Below are 14,039 nucleotides of genomic sequence, written 5' to 3' on the forward strand. Positions count from 1 at the left end.
CGCGCAGCGTCGCGAGGTCGGCGTTCATCACCATGTCGCCGTAGCCGCGCTCCCACGACGAGATGGCGTAGCCGCCGACGGTGTTCATCTCGACGTCGACGGCGAGCAGGTAATTGCAGCACTCGGCGCCGTGCGCTGCGACCTCCTCCAGGAAGAGGCGTGCCGAGGTGCGCTTGCCGACGAGCCGGCCCTGCATGTCGGTGAAGGCGATGATGACGGTGTCGATATCGCCCGCGGCGACGAACCCGGCCAGTTCGTCGATGCTGAGATATCCGGTCGGCTGGGCCATGCTGCCCCCTCCTCAAGGTCGTCTTGTCGACCATTGAATCACGTCGATGCGCCGCGGTTTGCCCAGAGATTTACACGGTCGTTACATGCAAAGGTCTGTTGTCAGGCCTTAAGACTCCCTATGCTTTCGCCAAATCTCAGCGCGCGACAGGCTCGTGTCGCACGCCAATCCAGGAGGACTCACATGGCCGAGCACGAGCGGGTGAGCACCGCCGGCGTCACCTACACGACCGTCGATGCGAGCTACTTCGAGAAACGCAAACTCAAGCGATCCGCGGGAGTGTGGGGGATCTGGGGCCTCGGCGTCGCCGCGGTCATCTCGGGGGACTTCAGCGGCTGGAACGGCGGCATCCCGACGGCCGGTTGGGGCGGCCTGCTGGTCGCCACGATCGCGGTCGGAATCATGTTCTTCGGCCTCTTCTACTCGATCGGCGAGATGAGCGCCGCCATGCCGCACACCGGCGGCGCCTACTCGTTCGCCCGCGCCGCAATGGGGCCGTGGGGCGGCTTCGTCACGGGCCTCGCCGAGACCATCGAGTACGTCATGACGACCGCGGTCGTCGTGTTCTTCTCGCAGCAGTACGCGGATTCCGCGCTGCACCTGCTCACCGGCGCGAGCCTGCCGCCGTGGCTGTGGTGGGTCATCCTCTATGCCGCCTTCATCGGGCTCAACACGCTGGGGGCCGCGGTCGGGTTCCGCTTCGCGATCATCGTGTCGGTGATCTCGATCGCGATCATCGTGTTCTTCGCGATCCTCGCGGCGGCGACCGGCAGCCTGCACTTCGACACCCTGACCGAGTCGCCGGCTGATGGCGCGCCGAGCGGGTTCCTTCCCGGCGGCTTCACCGGCATCCTCGCCACCCTCCCGTTCGCGATCTGGTTCTTCCTGGGGATCGAAGAGCTCCCGCTCGCGGCCGAGGAGTCGCACAACCCGACGAAGGACATTCCGCGCGGCGGAGTCATCGCGCTCGCAACCCTCATGGTGACCGGCGCGATCATCATCTTCCTCAACTCCGCGGTGCTCGGCGCCAAGGGCACGGGCGCCTCGCTGCAACCACTGCTCGACGCGTTCGGCGCGATCCTCGGCACGGATTCGAACGGCGTGGTCGGCATCCTCGCGATCTTCGCTCTCATCGGTCTGCTCGCCTCGCTGCAGGGCATCATGTTCGCCTACGGACGCAACATGTACTCGCTGTCACGAGCGGGCTACTACCCGAAGTTCCTCTCGCTCACCGGCACGACCCAGACGCCGTGGCTCGCGCTCATCGTGGGTGGTGTGCTCGGCTTCGCAACGCTGTTCATCGCCCAGTACTCGGGCAGTTCGGCCGCCGGCAGCATCGTGCTCAACATCGCGGTGTGGGGTGCGGTCATCTCGTACGTGCTGCAGATGGTGTCGTTCATCATCCTGCGCCGCCGGTTCCCGGCCGCGAATCGTCCGTATCGGAGCCCGTGGGGCTACCCGGGGGCCGTCTACGCGGGCCTTATCGCCCTGATCGCCTTCGTCTCGCTGCTCTTCGTTCCCGCGTTCCAAGGCGCGATAATCGCGATCGCGATCGTGTTCGTCGTCGGCGTCATCCTGTTCGCGGTGTTCAGCCGCACCAAGCTGGTCCTCTCGCCGGAGGAGGAGTACGCGCTTTCCGGGGGCCTTCATGGCGACCCGCAGCAGGAGGACATCGCGGCGCTCCAGCACGAGGTCGTCCTCGAGGCCGAAGAGGCGGGGGCTACTCCCGAGCCGTAAGCACCTGGTGGCAGCGCGTGATGCGCTGCACCCACCAGTCACGGCGATCGGCGGATGTCGCGTGCTGCGCGAGCAGGGCGGCATCCGCCGACACGCGTGCGACGGGAATCGCACCGTCGACGGGGAGAAGCGGGGACGCCGTGACATCGGCGCCGAGCAGGGCCGCGGTGCCGAGCCCGCAGTCGTAGCCGAGGTCGGGAACGGCGGCGGCGAGGAAAGCGCCCATCGCGAGGCCGATCGAGGTGTCGATGGCGCTGGAGACGACGACGGGCAAGCCGGCCTCCGCCACGATGGCGAGGGCGGCGCGGATTCCGCCGAGCGGCTGCGCCTTGACGACGAGCACGTCGGCGGCGCCGGCCCGGGCGACCGCGAGCGGGTCGGATGCTTTGCGCACGCTCTCGTCGGCGGCGATCGCGACATCCCAGTCGCGGAGGCGCGCGCGCAGTTCGGCGAGCTCGTCGATCGTCGTGCAGGGCTGCTCGACGTATTCGAGGTCGTAGGGGGCGAGCGCGTGGATCGCGTGCTCGGCCTCGTCGACGTTCCACAGCCCGTTGGCGTCGACACGGATGCGGCCCACGGGGCCGAACGCCTCGCGCGCCGCGGCGACGCGTGCCACGTCCTCGGCGAGGGATTGCCCCGGCTCGGCGACCTTGACCTTCGCCGTGCGGCACCCGGGGAAGCGCGCGAGGACGCCCGCGACGTCCGCGGCTGCGACGGCGGGCACCGTCGCGTTGACGCGGATGCTGTCGCGGCGGAGCTCTGGCAGGCCGCCCCAGCCGAAGTCGTAGGCCGCCGCAAGCCACGTCGAGGCCTCGGCGTCCTGGTACTCGATGAAGGGGCTGAACTCGGTCCAGCCGCTCGGGCCCTCGAACACCGCCGCCTCGCGGACCGTGATGCCGCGGAACCGCGTCGCCAGGGGCAGCGCCACGACGTGCAGCGTCTCGAGCACCTCATCGAGCCCGGGCAGCGCCATGCCTCCATCCTGGCCCCACCACCGTCGCGAATCGCCGAAACGACTGATCCTGCGATCGCCGAACGGGCAGTTCCGGCGACTCGCAGGGGAAATAGGCTGGGACGGTGGCGAACGCGGTCTCTGAAATCTTCGATCCGGCAGTGTGGCAGTGCGTCGACGGCTTCGGCGCACTGACCGACGTGACGTACCATCACAGCCTGGACGGGCGCATCGCACGCGTCGCGTTCAACCGGCCCGAGGTGCGCAACGCGTTCCGGCCGCAGACGGTCGACGAGCTCTACGGAGTCCTCGAGGACGCGCGAACGAACCCGCGGATCGGCGTCGTGCTGCTCACCGGCAACGGCCCGTCGCCGAAGGACGGCGGCTGGGCCTTCTGCTCCGGCGGGGATCAGCGGATTCGTGGGAAGGACGGGTATCAGTACGCCGATGGCGCGCACGCCACCGGAAGGCTGCACATCCTCGAGGTCCAGCGCCTCATCCGCTTCATGCCGAAGGTCGTCATCGCCGTCGTGCCCGGTTGGGCGGCGGGCGGCGGCCACTCGCTGCACGTGGTGTGCGACCTCACGATCGCGAGCCGGGAGCATGGCCGGTTCAAGCAGACGGATGCCGATGTGGGCAGCTTCGACGGCGGCTATGGCAGCGCCTACTTCGCCCGCCAGGTCGGGCAGAAGTTCGGCCGCGAGGTGTTCTTCCTCGCCCAGGAGTACTCGGCGCAGCGCGCCTATGAGATGGGCGCTGTCAACGCGGTCGTGCCGCACGCCGAGCTTGAGACCACCGCGATCGAATGGGCGCGGACGATCCTGGGCAAGTCGCCGACTGCGATCCGCATGCTCAAGTTCGCCTTCAACGCGGCCGACGACGGGATGGTCGGCTTGCAGGTCTTCGCCGGCGAGGCGACGCGCCTCGCCTACGGCACCGACGAGGCGGTCGAAGGCCGCGATGCCTTCCTTGAGAAGCGCGAGCCCGACTGGACCGACTTCCCCTGGCAGTACTGATGGCGGAGCCGTATCCCAGCCCGCGTGCCGACCCGCGGGAGGAGTTGGAGCGGTTGCGGACGGCACTGGATTCCGGTGCAGAGACCGCCCTCGTCATCGAGACGTCCGGCTCGACCGGGGCGCCGAAGCGGGTGCCGCAATCCGCCCGGGCGCTGCTCGCGAGCGCACGCGCCTCGGCCGCCTGGCTCGACGGGCAGGGCCAGTGGCTGCTCTGTCTTCCGACCCGGTACATCGCCGGCGAGAACGTGCTGGTGCGTTCGATCGCGGCGGGCACCGAGCCGGTCTACCTGCCCGAGGGGCACTTCGATCCGGGTGCGTTCCGCGACGCGGCGGGGGCGATGACGGGGGAATCCCGGTACGTCTCGGTGGTTCCGACGCAGCTGCAGCGCCTCCTCGACGCCGTCCCCGCCGACGCCGAGCTGCTCGTCGCGCTGCGCTCCTTCGACGCGGTGCTCGTCGGCGGCGGGCCGACGAGGTCGCGGCTCCTCGAAATCGCCGACGAGCTCGGCGTGCGGGTCGTGCGCACCTACGGTTCGAGCGAGACGTGCGGCGGCTGCGTCTACGACGGCCACCCGCTGCCGGGCGTGCGGCTGCGGATCAGCGCCGCCGGCGAGGTCGAGGTCACCGGCCCCGTGCTGACGACCGGCTACCTCGACGACCCGGAGCGCATCGCCCGATCCTTCGCCATCGACCCGGACGGCACCCGCTGGTACCGCACCGGCGACCTCGGCACGCTCGCCGCGGACGGGACGCTCTCGATCAGCGGCCGTCGAGACAGCGTCATCATCTCGGGCGGCGAGAAGGTGCTGCTCGAACTCATCGAGGAGGCCGTCACGGCTCTGCCGGGCCTCGCGGACGCCGTCGTCGTCGCGCTCGACGACGACGAGTGGGGGCAGGTGCCCGTCGTGGTGACGACGGGCACGGCCGACCTCGCCGGGGTGCGGGCGGCGGTCGGGGGATCCCTCGGCCGTGCGGCGCAGCCCGCGCGCGTCATCACCGTCGCCGGAATCCCGCTGCTGCCTTCCGGCAAACCGGACCGGCAGCGTCTCGCCGCCGACCTCAGCTCGCGATAGTCACCGCAGTCGTCTCGTCGCCGCGGTCGGCGACGACCGTCGCGATCTCGTCGCGGTCCTCGGGCAGCAGCCGCACGGTGATGCGCTCGACACCGTCGAGCTGCACAGCGGCGTCGAGCGCCTCCTCGATGCGGGCGATGGCGTCGTCCGGCAGGTCGCAGGGGCCGCGGTCGTCGAGCAGCACGACCTCGACGCCGCGCCGCCGCGCCTCCGACGCCGTCTGGCGGATCGCCGCGGTGAGCAGGTGACGCGCTCGCAGCGCGTCGCGCAGCTCGGTCTCGACGCGGGCGAACCACGCGCGGTCCTCGTCGGAGAGAGGCCCGTCGGCGGCGAGGCGCTCGAGGGCCGGGCGCGCGAGCGCCTCGAGCATGGCGAGCTGGATCTCGAGCTCGCGCCGGGTGGTCTCCGCCGCCGCCGATTGTGCCGCGAGGGCGAGCTGCGCGGCCTGCGCACTCTCGATCGCCCGGGCCGCGCCGCGCAGGCTCACCGCGAAGAGGGTCGCGATGAGGAGCAATCCGGCGTTGCGATCGAGGTTGCCGACCGCGTCGAGCCAGCCGCGGCCGGTCTGCATCTCCCAGACGACGTTGATCGCGGCCATGATGCCGAAGCCGATCCACGCCGCCGAGATGCGATCGCGCAGCGCGAGGACGAAGAGCATGAAGGTCAGCGCTCCCCAGTGCCAGCTCCGGTAGCCCGGCGGGCCGGCGGGGAGGTTCCAGTCGACGAGGATCGTACTCGCCGCGACGATCGCGTAGATGACGACGACCAGCACCATCGGGTATGGGTGCCGGTTGACGAGCGTGAGCACGACGGCGCCGCTGCACACCAGCAGGAGTGCGACGAGCGTCGGCCAGGGGGCGATCACATTGGGAAGGTCGGCGAGCGCGAGGACGGCCTGCGTCGCGATGAAGAGGAGCAGCACGACGCGGGCGCCCCAGCCCACGAGCCGGAACACCGACGACGAGTCGACGCGGGTCAGGTCGCTCACGAGTCGCGCCATTCCAGGGTGACGGTCGTCCCGCTGCCGCGGGCGCTGCTCACGGTCGCGCCGCCGCCGATCGCGGCCATCCGCTCGACGATGCTCACCCGGATGCCGAGGCGCTCCTTCGGCACGCGGCGGGGATCGAACCCCGACCCGTCGTCGGCGATCGTGACGATGACGGCCGTCGGCAGCAGCGCGACGACGACTTCGCAGCGCGCCGACCTGCCGGCGTACTTCCGGCTGTTGCGCACCGCCTCGGTGAGTGCGACCGTCATCCCTTCGACGACCTCGGAGGGTACGGGCGCGGCCCGGTCGGCATCGGTGCGAAACGCGACCGAGGCGTACGGCACCGCCGTGCGCAGCCGCGCGGCCGCCTCGTCGGGGCGGACCGGTCCGGGGGGGATTCGGCCGCCGGCGGCGCGCACGTCGGCGAGGTGTTCGAGGGTGAGGGCCGCAGCGCTGCGCAGCGGCGCGCGGAGGTCGGCATCCGCTCGCCCCGCCGGAACGAGCAGCGCGAGCACCTCGTCGTGGATGAGCGCGCCGAACCGGGCGTGCTGCAGAGCGTAAGCGCGCGCGGAGGCGAGCTGTGCGGCGTCCGCCCGGATCACGTTCGCCGCGTCGTCGTGGGCCCGCGCCGCGCGCTTCACCAGGTAGGCGAGCGAGGCGAGGATCGTCGAGACGAGGAGCCCCTGGAGGAAGTCCTCGGTCGCGAGCAGCGTGACGACGCGGTCGTCGGCGTAGAAGCGCAGCGCTCCGCCCCACCCGGTGACGGCGGCGATGTAGGGCCAGGCGTAGCGCGGCCGCCAGGCTGTCGCGGCGAAGGTCGAGCCGACGGCGACGATCTGGGTCGGCCAGGGCGCCTCCATGCCGGGCAGCTCCGGAGCATGCTGGGCGAAGAGCCAGAGCGCCTCGATGGCGGCGAAGCATGCGAGGTAGCCGACGACGACGAGGCGCACCGCGGGGAGCGGCGCGACGAGGGCGATCGCCGACATGGCCGCGCAGAGCACGGCGAGCACGGCGAAGGTCGGCCAGCCGAGCCAGGTCGCCATGACCGCGAACTGGCGCTGAGCCGACTGCATCCCGAGTGCCAGGAAGATGAGTCCCCCGACCCCGCCGAGCAGGAAGATGAGGCGCTGCAGCCGGTCGGATGCCTCGTTCACGGCAGCAGGCCGTCTTCGCGTGCGCGCTGGTTGAGGTCGATCTTGGTGGGTGCATGCCGGCCGACCATGGCGTACTTGGTGCGGATGCGGCTGAGGTACTGCGTCACCGTCGCCCGGGAGAGCCCGGTGCGATAGGCGACGGCCTGAGCCTTCTGGCCGGAGGCGTAGAGCGCGAGCACCTCGCGCTCGCGCGGACTGAGGCCGGCATCCGCGATAGCCGCGTCGGCGTCGATCGCCGCCGCCCACTCCGTGGTTGCAACCGTCTCGCCGCGCAGCGCGGCCCGCACCGCGTCGAGGATCACCTCGGCCGGTTCCGATTTGCGCACCATCCCGAGAATGTTGGCGCGCGCCGCCTGGCGCACCAGTGCGGGGCTGTCGCCCGCGGTGAGCACGAGGACCTCGGCGCCGCGTGCGCGAAGCTTCGCCGCGTTCTGGCCGGGTTCCGAGCCGTCGGAGAGCCTCAGATCGAGGACGACGAGATCGACGGGCCAGGCTCCGTCCAATCCGGCGACGGTCGACGCGGTCGCGACGAGGTCGAAGTCGGGATGCCCCGACAGCAGCTGTGCGAAGCCGAGCGCCGCGATCTCGTGGTCCTCGACGAGCGCGATCCGCGACGCCGCGCTCGCCGCGCCATCGAGACCTGCTGGTGCGGGGGCGTCCACGGCATGAGGTTACTGCGCAGCTGCGTCGGTGGCAGCGCTGGCGGCGGAGCGCGGCCACCCCCCGAACGGGTGGCATCAGAACTGCAAGTAGCGGTCGACCTCCTCGGTTTGGGAATGTCGGATCGGGGTCCGGATCTCTCTGAGATTCCGTGGGGGAAAGGCGGGTGCCGGCGTGAGCGTCAGCGTTCATTCGTTCTACGGTGAGGGCGACGAGTTTCGGGCACTACTCGGCCAGGCGCTGAAGTCGGACTACGACGTCGCGCAGGAGCAGCTCAACGGCACCCGCCTGACCGACTCCGAGCTGCGCCAGATCGTCTCGCGGTTCCCCGAGCTCGGGCCGCGTGCGATCGCGCATCCCGGCGCTTCTGCCGACACCGCCGAATGGATCCGGCGCGAGTGCCTCGGCCCGACGCGCCCCGGCCGCGCATAAGAGCGCGCCAAGCGGCGTCGATACAATCGCGCGGGTGAGCACTCGCGCGAAGAAGCCCTCCCGTCGTCCCGGCAATCCCGCCCGCTCCCGCAGGCCCGGCGCCGTCGCGCCGGCCCGGTTCGGCGACTGGGTGGCCGCGGCCCGGCTGCGCACCCTGCCGCTCGCCATCGCCCCGGTGTTCATCGGCACGGGTGCCGCGTCGACGGTGACCGGCGCGCACAGCGTGCACTGGGCGCTCGGGCTCGCCTGCCTCGGCGTCGCGCTCGCGCTGCAGATCGGCGTCAACTACGCCAACGACTACTCCGACGGCATCCGCGGCACCGACGCCTACCGGGTCGGTCCGGGGCGGCTTACCGCCTCGGACCGGGCGAGGCCGCGCACCGTGCTCGCGGTCGCGCTGGCGTTCTTCGCGGTCGCCGCGATCGCCGGCGTCGTCGTCATCGTGCGCACGCAGCTCTGGTGGTTGCTCGCGGTCGGCGCCGCGGCCATCGTTGCCGCGTGGTTCTACACGGGCGGCAAGCGCCCCTACGGCTATCACGGCCTCGGCGAGGTCTTCGTCTTCGCCTTCTTCGGCCTCGCCGCGGTCGCCGGCACGGAGTACGTCGAGGTCGGGTCCGTGACGCTCGAGGGCTGGTGGGGGGCCGTCGCGGCGGGATTCCTCGCCTGCGCCGTCCTCGTCGTCAACAACCTGCGCGACATCGAGACCGACCGCGCCGCCGGCAAGCGCACCCTCTCGGTGCTCATCGGGTCGACGGCATCGAAGGCGCTCTACACGGTGCTGACGCTGCTGCCGTTCGCGATGCTCGTCCTCGTCGCACTGTTCTACACACTCGGCTGGTTGGGGCTGCTCGTGCTCTTCATCGCGTTGCCCGCCGTGATCATCGCCTGGACGGCCCGCACCCCGCGCGAGCTCGTCATCGCGCTACAGCTCAGCGGGCTTGTCGCTCTGCTCTACGGGATCGCCCTCTGGGCGGCGTACACCTGGAGTTGAAGCGGCGGGCTGAGAGGCATCGACCGCCGAGTCCTCGGCATCCTCGTCGCCGCCGGGCTTGGGCGCGGCGGGGCCCTTCTTCCCGATGCTCGCGAGCTGCTCGGCGACGGCCCGGCGGGGCCTGCCCAGGATGAGGTACGACAGGGCGAAGCCGATGAGCGCCGCGGCGATCGTGCTGTAGATCCAGTACTGCTGCGGGAGGACGAGGAACAGGACCGCCAGCGGCACCGCGAACATGAGCAGCCGCAGCACGGTGTACAGCACCCAGGCGCCGATCTTCTTCATCCGTCAACCCTCCCACGCCGCGATTAGCATGACCTTCATGGTGGCTGAGGCGGCGTCGACCGCGTATGCCGCCGCCCTGCTCTCAGGGCTTGTCGAGGCAGGGGTGCGTCACGTCGTGCTGAGCCCGGGCTCGCGCTCGCAGGCGCTCGCCCTGGTCGCGGCCGAGTTCGAGCGCGCGGGGGCCATCGCGCTGCAGGTGCGCATCGATGAGCGCGTTGCGGGGTTCACGGCGCTGGGGATCGGCATCGAGACCGGCGTCCCGGCCGTCGTCGTCACGACGAGCGGCACCGCCGCCGCCAACCTGCACCCGGCCGTGCTCGAGGCCCGTGCCGCGAACGTGCCGCTCATCGTCGTCACCGCCGACCGGCCGGACGAGCTGCGCGGCATCCGCTCGAACCAGACATCCGACCAGGCCGGACTGTTCGGCACCGCGACGCCGTGGGCCAGGGATGCGGACGCCCTTGCCGAGAGCGACGCTCCAGCCGAGGCTCGCGCGGGCGGCCGCCGCCCGGCGGGGGGCTCTGACCCGGCCGGCCTCGCTCGAGAGCTGTTCGCCGCGGCCGCGGCGGGCGAGTATGGCCCGGGGCCCGCGCACCTCAACCTCGCCTTCCGCGCCCCGCTGTCGTCGCGATGGACCGCGCCCGCGTCGTCCCCCCTCGCCGAGCCGACGATTCTGCACAGTGCCGCGGGCCAGGACCATGCGCGATTATCGGCTCGGCGGCGGGTCGAAGCCGTCGGGGTCGGTCCGCGCACCGTCGTCGTCGCGGGAGCGGCGGCGGGCGAGGAGGCCGAGCGCGTGGCCCGCGAAGGCGGCTGGCCGCTCCTGGCGGAGGTCGTTTCGGGAGCGCACTTCGGGCCGAACCTCGTGGTCGCCTATCGCGAGCTGCTGAGCGATGCGGATTTCGGCGGGCGGGTCGAGCGCGCGATCGTGTTCGGGCATCCCACGCTCTCGCGCGAGGTGCCCGCGCTGCTCGAGCGCGACGGTGTCGAGGTCTTCGTCGTCGACCGGTCCCGCCCCGACTTCTACAACCCCGGCCACCGGGCGCGTGCGGTCGGCGACATCGAAGTCATGCGCGAGGTGCGGCCCAGAGCTGCAAAAGCCGAGCCCGAAGGGCTGTCCGCCGCACCTCGCAGCGCCGAGCAGGAATGGCTGGGCCGCTGGGTGCGCGCGAGCCGCGCGCTGCTCGAGGCCCAGGGCGAAGGCCGCGCCGACGAGCGCGCGCCCGACCAGGGGGCATCCCATTCCCGCGACCCGAAGGCCTACGGCGACTACGTCAAAGCCGAGTTCGCCGCCGTGCGCGAGCCCGTCACGCGCCGGATGCTCGTCGAGGCGGTGTGGCGCTTCACCTGGCCGCACGATCGGCTCGTCGTCGGGGCATCCCGCCTCGCCCGCGATCTCGACCGCGCCGCACCGGGCAAGAAGCTGCGGGTCATCGCGAACCGCGGGCTCGCCGGTATCGACGGCACGGTGTCGACGGCGATCGGGGTGGGGCTCGGGCTCCGCGGGGTTCCGTCGGCTCCAGAACCGGTCACCGGGCTCTCGCCCGCGGCCGACCGCGTGCCGGCCCCCCGGGCCATCGCTCATGGCGGAGTCGTCCGGGTGCTGCTCGGCGACCTCACCCTGCTGCACGACGCCGGCGCCCTGCTGCAATCCCCCGACGAGACGATGCCCCCGATCCAGGTCATCGTCGGCAACGACGGCGGCGGCACGATCTTCGACACCCTCGAGGTTCGAGGCACCGCCGACCCCAGGGCGTTCCGCCGCGTGATGACGACGCCGCGCGAGGTCGATCTCGCGGCGCTGGCGCGCGCCTACGGCTGGACGTACCGGCGCGCGGCCACGCGGGGGGAGCTCGACCAGGCGCTGAGTGCGTTGAGTGCGCCGGCGACGCTCATCGAGGTGCCGCTCACGCCCTAGCGGTTGCTGCTCAGCCGAACGCCTCGACGATGGGCCGGAACTTCATCGTCGTCTCGGCGAGTTCGAGCACCGGATCGCTGCCCGCGACGATGCCGCCGCCCGCATAGGCGGTGAGATCGCCGGATTCCTCGACCTGGGCGCACCGCAGCGCCAGCGCCCACTCGCCCGAGCCGTCGGCCCCGATCCAGCCGACCGGGCCGCCGTAGCGCCCGCGGTCGAACGGCTCGAGCTCGGCGATGAGGCGCAGTGCGGCATCGGTCGGCGTGCCGGCGACGGCGGCGGTGGGGTGCAGTGCGGCGACGAGGTCGAGCGTGCTCGCCCCGTCCGCGAGCCGCCCCGAGATGGTCGTCGCGAGGTGCCAGAGATTGGGCAGTCTGAGGGTTTCGGGGGCGCTGACGTCGAGCGTCGCGGCGTGCGGGCGCAGCGCCTCGAGGACGCTGTCGGCGGCGAAGCCGTGCTCAGCGCGGTCCTTGGCGCTGGCGACGAGCTCGGCGGCGGCGGCGCGGTCCGCCGCGGCATCGGCGCCGCGGGACGCGGTGCCGGCGAGCACGACCGAGTTGAACGACCGGCCGGTCGCCTCGATGAGCGTCTCGGGGCTTGCGCCGAGCAATCCGTCGACCGCGAAAGTCCAGGTGTCGGGATAGCCCGACTGCAGGCGGGCGAGCGCGCGGCGCAGATCGGCGCCGGCCGGCGCATGCGCGTGCAGATCCCGCGCGAGCACGACCTTGTCGACCTCGCCCGCCGCGATGCGCGAAACGGCGGATTCCACGGCTGCGCGGTACCCCGCCGAGGTCTGCAGGCCCGGCAGCATGGCGAGGCGGTATTCGGTGCCCAGCCGGCTCGGGGCGATCGGCAGTTCGCCCCCGCCTCGGTCACCGTCGCGGGTTTCGCCCGCCGTCGACGGTCGAGCCGTGTCGATGGCCTCGATCCGCGTGACCCAGGTCCGGTCGCGGCGCCTCCCGATCACGACGGACGGCACGATGAGAACGCTCTCCTTCGAGGACCGGTCGGCGAACGCGAACGCCCCGAAGGCGACGAGGCCCGAGCCGGGCAGGCCGAACGGGTCCTCGACCGTCGCGGCGGCGGCGATCGAGCGCCAGGCCGCTGCGGCATCCCGCACGCGATCCGGCCCCGAGAACGTCAGCCGCAGCGCCTCGCCGACGCCCACGATGCCCGCGCCGCCGCGCAGCCACACCAGCGGGTGCGTCGCCGAGGCGTAGCCGAGCAGTGTCTCGACCCCCGCCAGCGGCTTCGTGACGACGCGCAACGCGGTCGTCAGAGCAGCGGCGGATGGCACCAGACCAGGCTACGCCCAGCGCCTGCGCCCTAAGCTGGAGGGGTGCAGAAGGCCGACCTCAGCAAGCAGCCCGGCGCGGTCGCGGCGATGTTCGACGAGGTCGCCCAGCACTACGACCGCACCAACGCGATCCTCTCCGTCGGCAACGACGCGCTGTGGCGCATCGCCACCACCCGCGCCGTCGGCCCACGGCCCGGGGAGCGCATCCTCGACGTCGCCGCCGGCACGGGCACGAGTTCGGCCGCGCTGGCTCGAACGGGCGCGCACGTGGTCGCCGCCGACTTCAGCGAGGGCATGATCGGGGTCGGTCGCGCGCGCCACGCCGGTGATGCCGGCATCGAGTTCGTGCAGGCGGATGCCACCGCGCTGCCCTTCGCCGATGCGAGCTTCGACGCCGTGACGATCTCGTTCGGGCTGCGCAACATCGTCGACCCGCGGGCTGCGCTCGCCGAGTTCTTCCGCGTCACGAAGCCGGGCGGCCGACTCGTCGTCTGCGAGTTCTCGCGCCCGCCGCTGGCCTCGGTGCGCGCGGGCTATTTCGCCTATCTCAGGTACGGGATGCCGCTGCTCGCGCGCGCCGCCTCGTCGAACCCCGCCGCCTACGAGTACCTCATGGACTCCATCCGCGACTGGCCGGAGCAGCGCACCCTCGCCGCGTGGCTGCGCGCGGCCGGCTACGAGCAGGTCGCGTACCGCAACCTCACCGGCGGCATCGTCGCGCTGCACCGCGGCGTGAAGCCGGGCGGGATGGCAGAGTGACCGCGCCCGTCGCGGCCCGCCGCTCTTCGACGTTCCTCTCGAGCGTCGGTTTCACCGAGCGCCTCTTCGCCGGGCCGGCCGACCGCGCGCTCGCGCGCATCATCGACGACGGCCTCGAGCGTGTCGAATCGGGTCTCATCCACGAGATGAGGTTCGCCGACGAGATCGCGGATGTGACGGCCAGCTACCTGTTCCAAGCCGGCGGCAAGCGGGTGCGGCCGATGCTGACCCTGCTCGCGGGGCAGCTCGGCGACGGGGTCAACGACCGCGTCATCCTCGCCGCGGAGGCGATCGAGATCACCCATCTCGCCTCGCTCTACCACGACGACGTCATGGATGACGCGACTCAGCGCCGCGGCGTTCCGAGCGCGCAGCTCGTCTACGGCAACGCGGTCGCGGTGCTCACCGGCGACCTGCTCTTCGCCCGCGCCAGCCAGCTCATCGCGCGGCTCGGCGAGCGGGCCATCAAGCTGCAGGCCGACACCTTC

General features: G+C 71.8%; 14 protein-coding genes and 1 pseudogene. 8 read left to right on the forward strand and 7 right to left on the reverse strand.

The features are described 5' to 3' along the window. Positions 1-289: pseudogene (locus tag M7D61_RS04150) on the reverse strand (glutamine synthetase); the annotation flags it as partial. Positions 290-472: 183 nt separating this feature from the next. On the opposite strand from M7D61_RS04150, the gene M7D61_RS04155 reads away from it, so the two are divergent. After that, a complete protein-coding gene (locus tag M7D61_RS04155) occupies positions 473-2,026 on the forward strand; it encodes an amino acid permease (RefSeq protein ID WP_298227907.1) in 1,554 nt (517 codons plus the stop codon). Here the strand turns inward: M7D61_RS04155 and M7D61_RS04160 are convergent. Beyond that, positions 2,010-2,999 (reverse strand): o-succinylbenzoate synthase, encoded by a 990-nt coding sequence (locus tag M7D61_RS04160; RefSeq protein ID WP_298227909.1) that lies wholly within the window; start codon positions 2,997-2,999, stop codon positions 2,010-2,012. The two genes, M7D61_RS04155 and M7D61_RS04160, sit on opposite strands and share 17 nt — an antisense overlap. A gap of 104 nt (positions 3,000-3,103) precedes the next feature. On the opposite strand from M7D61_RS04160, the gene M7D61_RS04165 reads away from it, so the two are divergent. Then, on the forward strand, positions 3,104-3,994 hold the full coding sequence (locus M7D61_RS04165) for a 1,4-dihydroxy-2-naphthoyl-CoA synthase (protein WP_298227911.1): 891 nt from the start codon (positions 3,104-3,106) through the stop codon (positions 3,992-3,994). Beyond that, positions 3,994-5,067 carry an AMP-binding protein gene (locus tag M7D61_RS04170; RefSeq protein WP_298227913.1) on the forward strand — a complete coding sequence of 358 codons (1,074 nt, stop codon included), beginning with the start codon at positions 3,994-3,996 and terminating at the stop codon, positions 5,065-5,067. The genes M7D61_RS04165 and M7D61_RS04170 overlap by 1 nt, the downstream gene beginning before the upstream one ends. On the opposite strand, the gene M7D61_RS04175 is transcribed toward M7D61_RS04170, so the two are convergent. The 3 genes from M7D61_RS04175 to M7D61_RS04185 are packed head-to-tail and all read right to left on the reverse strand — an operon-like array spanning position 5,054 to position 7,871. Next, positions 5,054-6,055 (reverse strand): hypothetical protein, encoded by a 1,002-nt coding sequence (locus M7D61_RS04175; RefSeq protein ID WP_298227915.1) that lies wholly within the window; start codon positions 6,053-6,055, stop codon positions 5,054-5,056. The two genes, M7D61_RS04170 and M7D61_RS04175, sit on opposite strands and share 14 nt — an antisense overlap. After that, positions 6,052-7,209 carry a sensor histidine kinase gene (locus M7D61_RS04180; RefSeq protein WP_298227916.1) on the reverse strand — a complete coding sequence of 386 codons (1,158 nt, stop codon included), beginning with the start codon at positions 7,207-7,209 and terminating at the stop codon, positions 6,052-6,054. The genes M7D61_RS04175 and M7D61_RS04180 overlap by 4 nt, the downstream gene beginning before the upstream one ends. After that, complete coding sequence (locus M7D61_RS04185) at positions 7,206-7,871, reverse strand: response regulator transcription factor (protein ID WP_298227918.1); 666 nt, start codon at positions 7,869-7,871, stop codon at positions 7,206-7,208. Before M7D61_RS04185 ends, M7D61_RS04180 begins: the two co-directional genes overlap by 4 nt. Before the next feature lie 172 nt (positions 7,872-8,043). On the opposite strand from M7D61_RS04185, the gene M7D61_RS04190 reads away from it, so the two are divergent. Both M7D61_RS04190 and M7D61_RS04195 read left to right on the forward strand, forming a co-directional pair. After that, positions 8,044-8,301 (forward strand): hypothetical protein, encoded by a 258-nt coding sequence (locus tag M7D61_RS04190; protein ID WP_298227920.1) that lies wholly within the window; start codon positions 8,044-8,046, stop codon positions 8,299-8,301. Between the two features lie 34 nt (positions 8,302-8,335). After that, positions 8,336-9,292, forward strand: a complete 957-nt coding sequence (locus M7D61_RS04195; RefSeq protein WP_298227921.1) for a 1,4-dihydroxy-2-naphthoate polyprenyltransferase — start codon at positions 8,336-8,338, stop codon at positions 9,290-9,292. Here M7D61_RS04195 and M7D61_RS04200 read toward each other — a convergent pair. Next, positions 9,224-9,577 carry a DUF4229 domain-containing protein gene (locus tag M7D61_RS04200; protein ID WP_298227923.1) on the reverse strand — a complete coding sequence of 118 codons (354 nt, stop codon included), beginning with the start codon at positions 9,575-9,577 and terminating at the stop codon, positions 9,224-9,226. The two genes, M7D61_RS04195 and M7D61_RS04200, sit on opposite strands and share 69 nt — an antisense overlap. Before the next feature lie 37 nt (positions 9,578-9,614). On the opposite strand from M7D61_RS04200, the gene menD reads away from it, so the two are divergent. Beyond that, the gene (gene menD, locus M7D61_RS04205) at positions 9,615-11,495 is read left to right on the forward strand and encodes a 2-succinyl-5-enolpyruvyl-6-hydroxy-3-cyclohexene-1-carboxylic-acid synthase (protein WP_366083736.1); all 1,881 of its coding nucleotides are present in this window, start codon (positions 9,615-9,617) and stop codon (positions 11,493-11,495) included. Positions 11,496-11,505: 10 nt separating this feature from the next. On the opposite strand, the gene M7D61_RS04210 is transcribed toward menD, so the two are convergent. Continuing rightward, complete coding sequence (locus tag M7D61_RS04210) at positions 11,506-12,741, reverse strand: isochorismate synthase (protein ID WP_298227930.1); 1,236 nt, start codon at positions 12,739-12,741, stop codon at positions 11,506-11,508. 93 nt (positions 12,742-12,834) lie between these two features. Between M7D61_RS04210 and M7D61_RS04215 the strand changes: the two genes are divergently transcribed. Next, positions 12,835-13,551, forward strand: a complete 717-nt coding sequence (locus M7D61_RS04215) for a class I SAM-dependent methyltransferase (RefSeq protein ID WP_298227927.1) — start codon at positions 12,835-12,837, stop codon at positions 13,549-13,551. After that, positions 13,548-14,039 (forward strand): polyprenyl synthetase family protein (locus M7D61_RS04220; protein WP_298227928.1); only part of this gene is annotated, 492 nt, incomplete at its 3' end. The genes M7D61_RS04215 and M7D61_RS04220, both read left to right, overlap by 4 nt.

It is taken from the genome of Gryllotalpicola sp. (assembly GCF_027352875.1).
Lineage (GTDB): Bacteria > Actinomycetota > Actinomycetes > Actinomycetales > Microbacteriaceae > Gryllotalpicola.

Coding starts and splice junctions, on each gene's coding strand:
- menD (WP_366083736.1), top strand. CDS start 9,615: ATGGTGGCTGAGGCGGCGTCGACCGCGTATGCCGCCGCCCTGCTCTCA.
- M7D61_RS04170 (WP_298227913.1), top strand. CDS start 3,994: ATGGCGGAGCCGTATCCCAGCCCGCGTGCCGACCCGCGGGAGGAGTTG.
- M7D61_RS04160 (WP_298227909.1), bottom strand. CDS start 2,999: ATGGCGCTGCCCGGGCTCGATGAGGTGCTCGAGACGCTGCACGTCGTG.
- M7D61_RS04200 (WP_298227923.1), bottom strand. CDS start 9,577: ATGAAGAAGATCGGCGCCTGGGTGCTGTACACCGTGCTGCGGCTGCTC.
- M7D61_RS04155 (WP_298227907.1), top strand. CDS start 473: ATGGCCGAGCACGAGCGGGTGAGCACCGCCGGCGTCACCTACACGACC.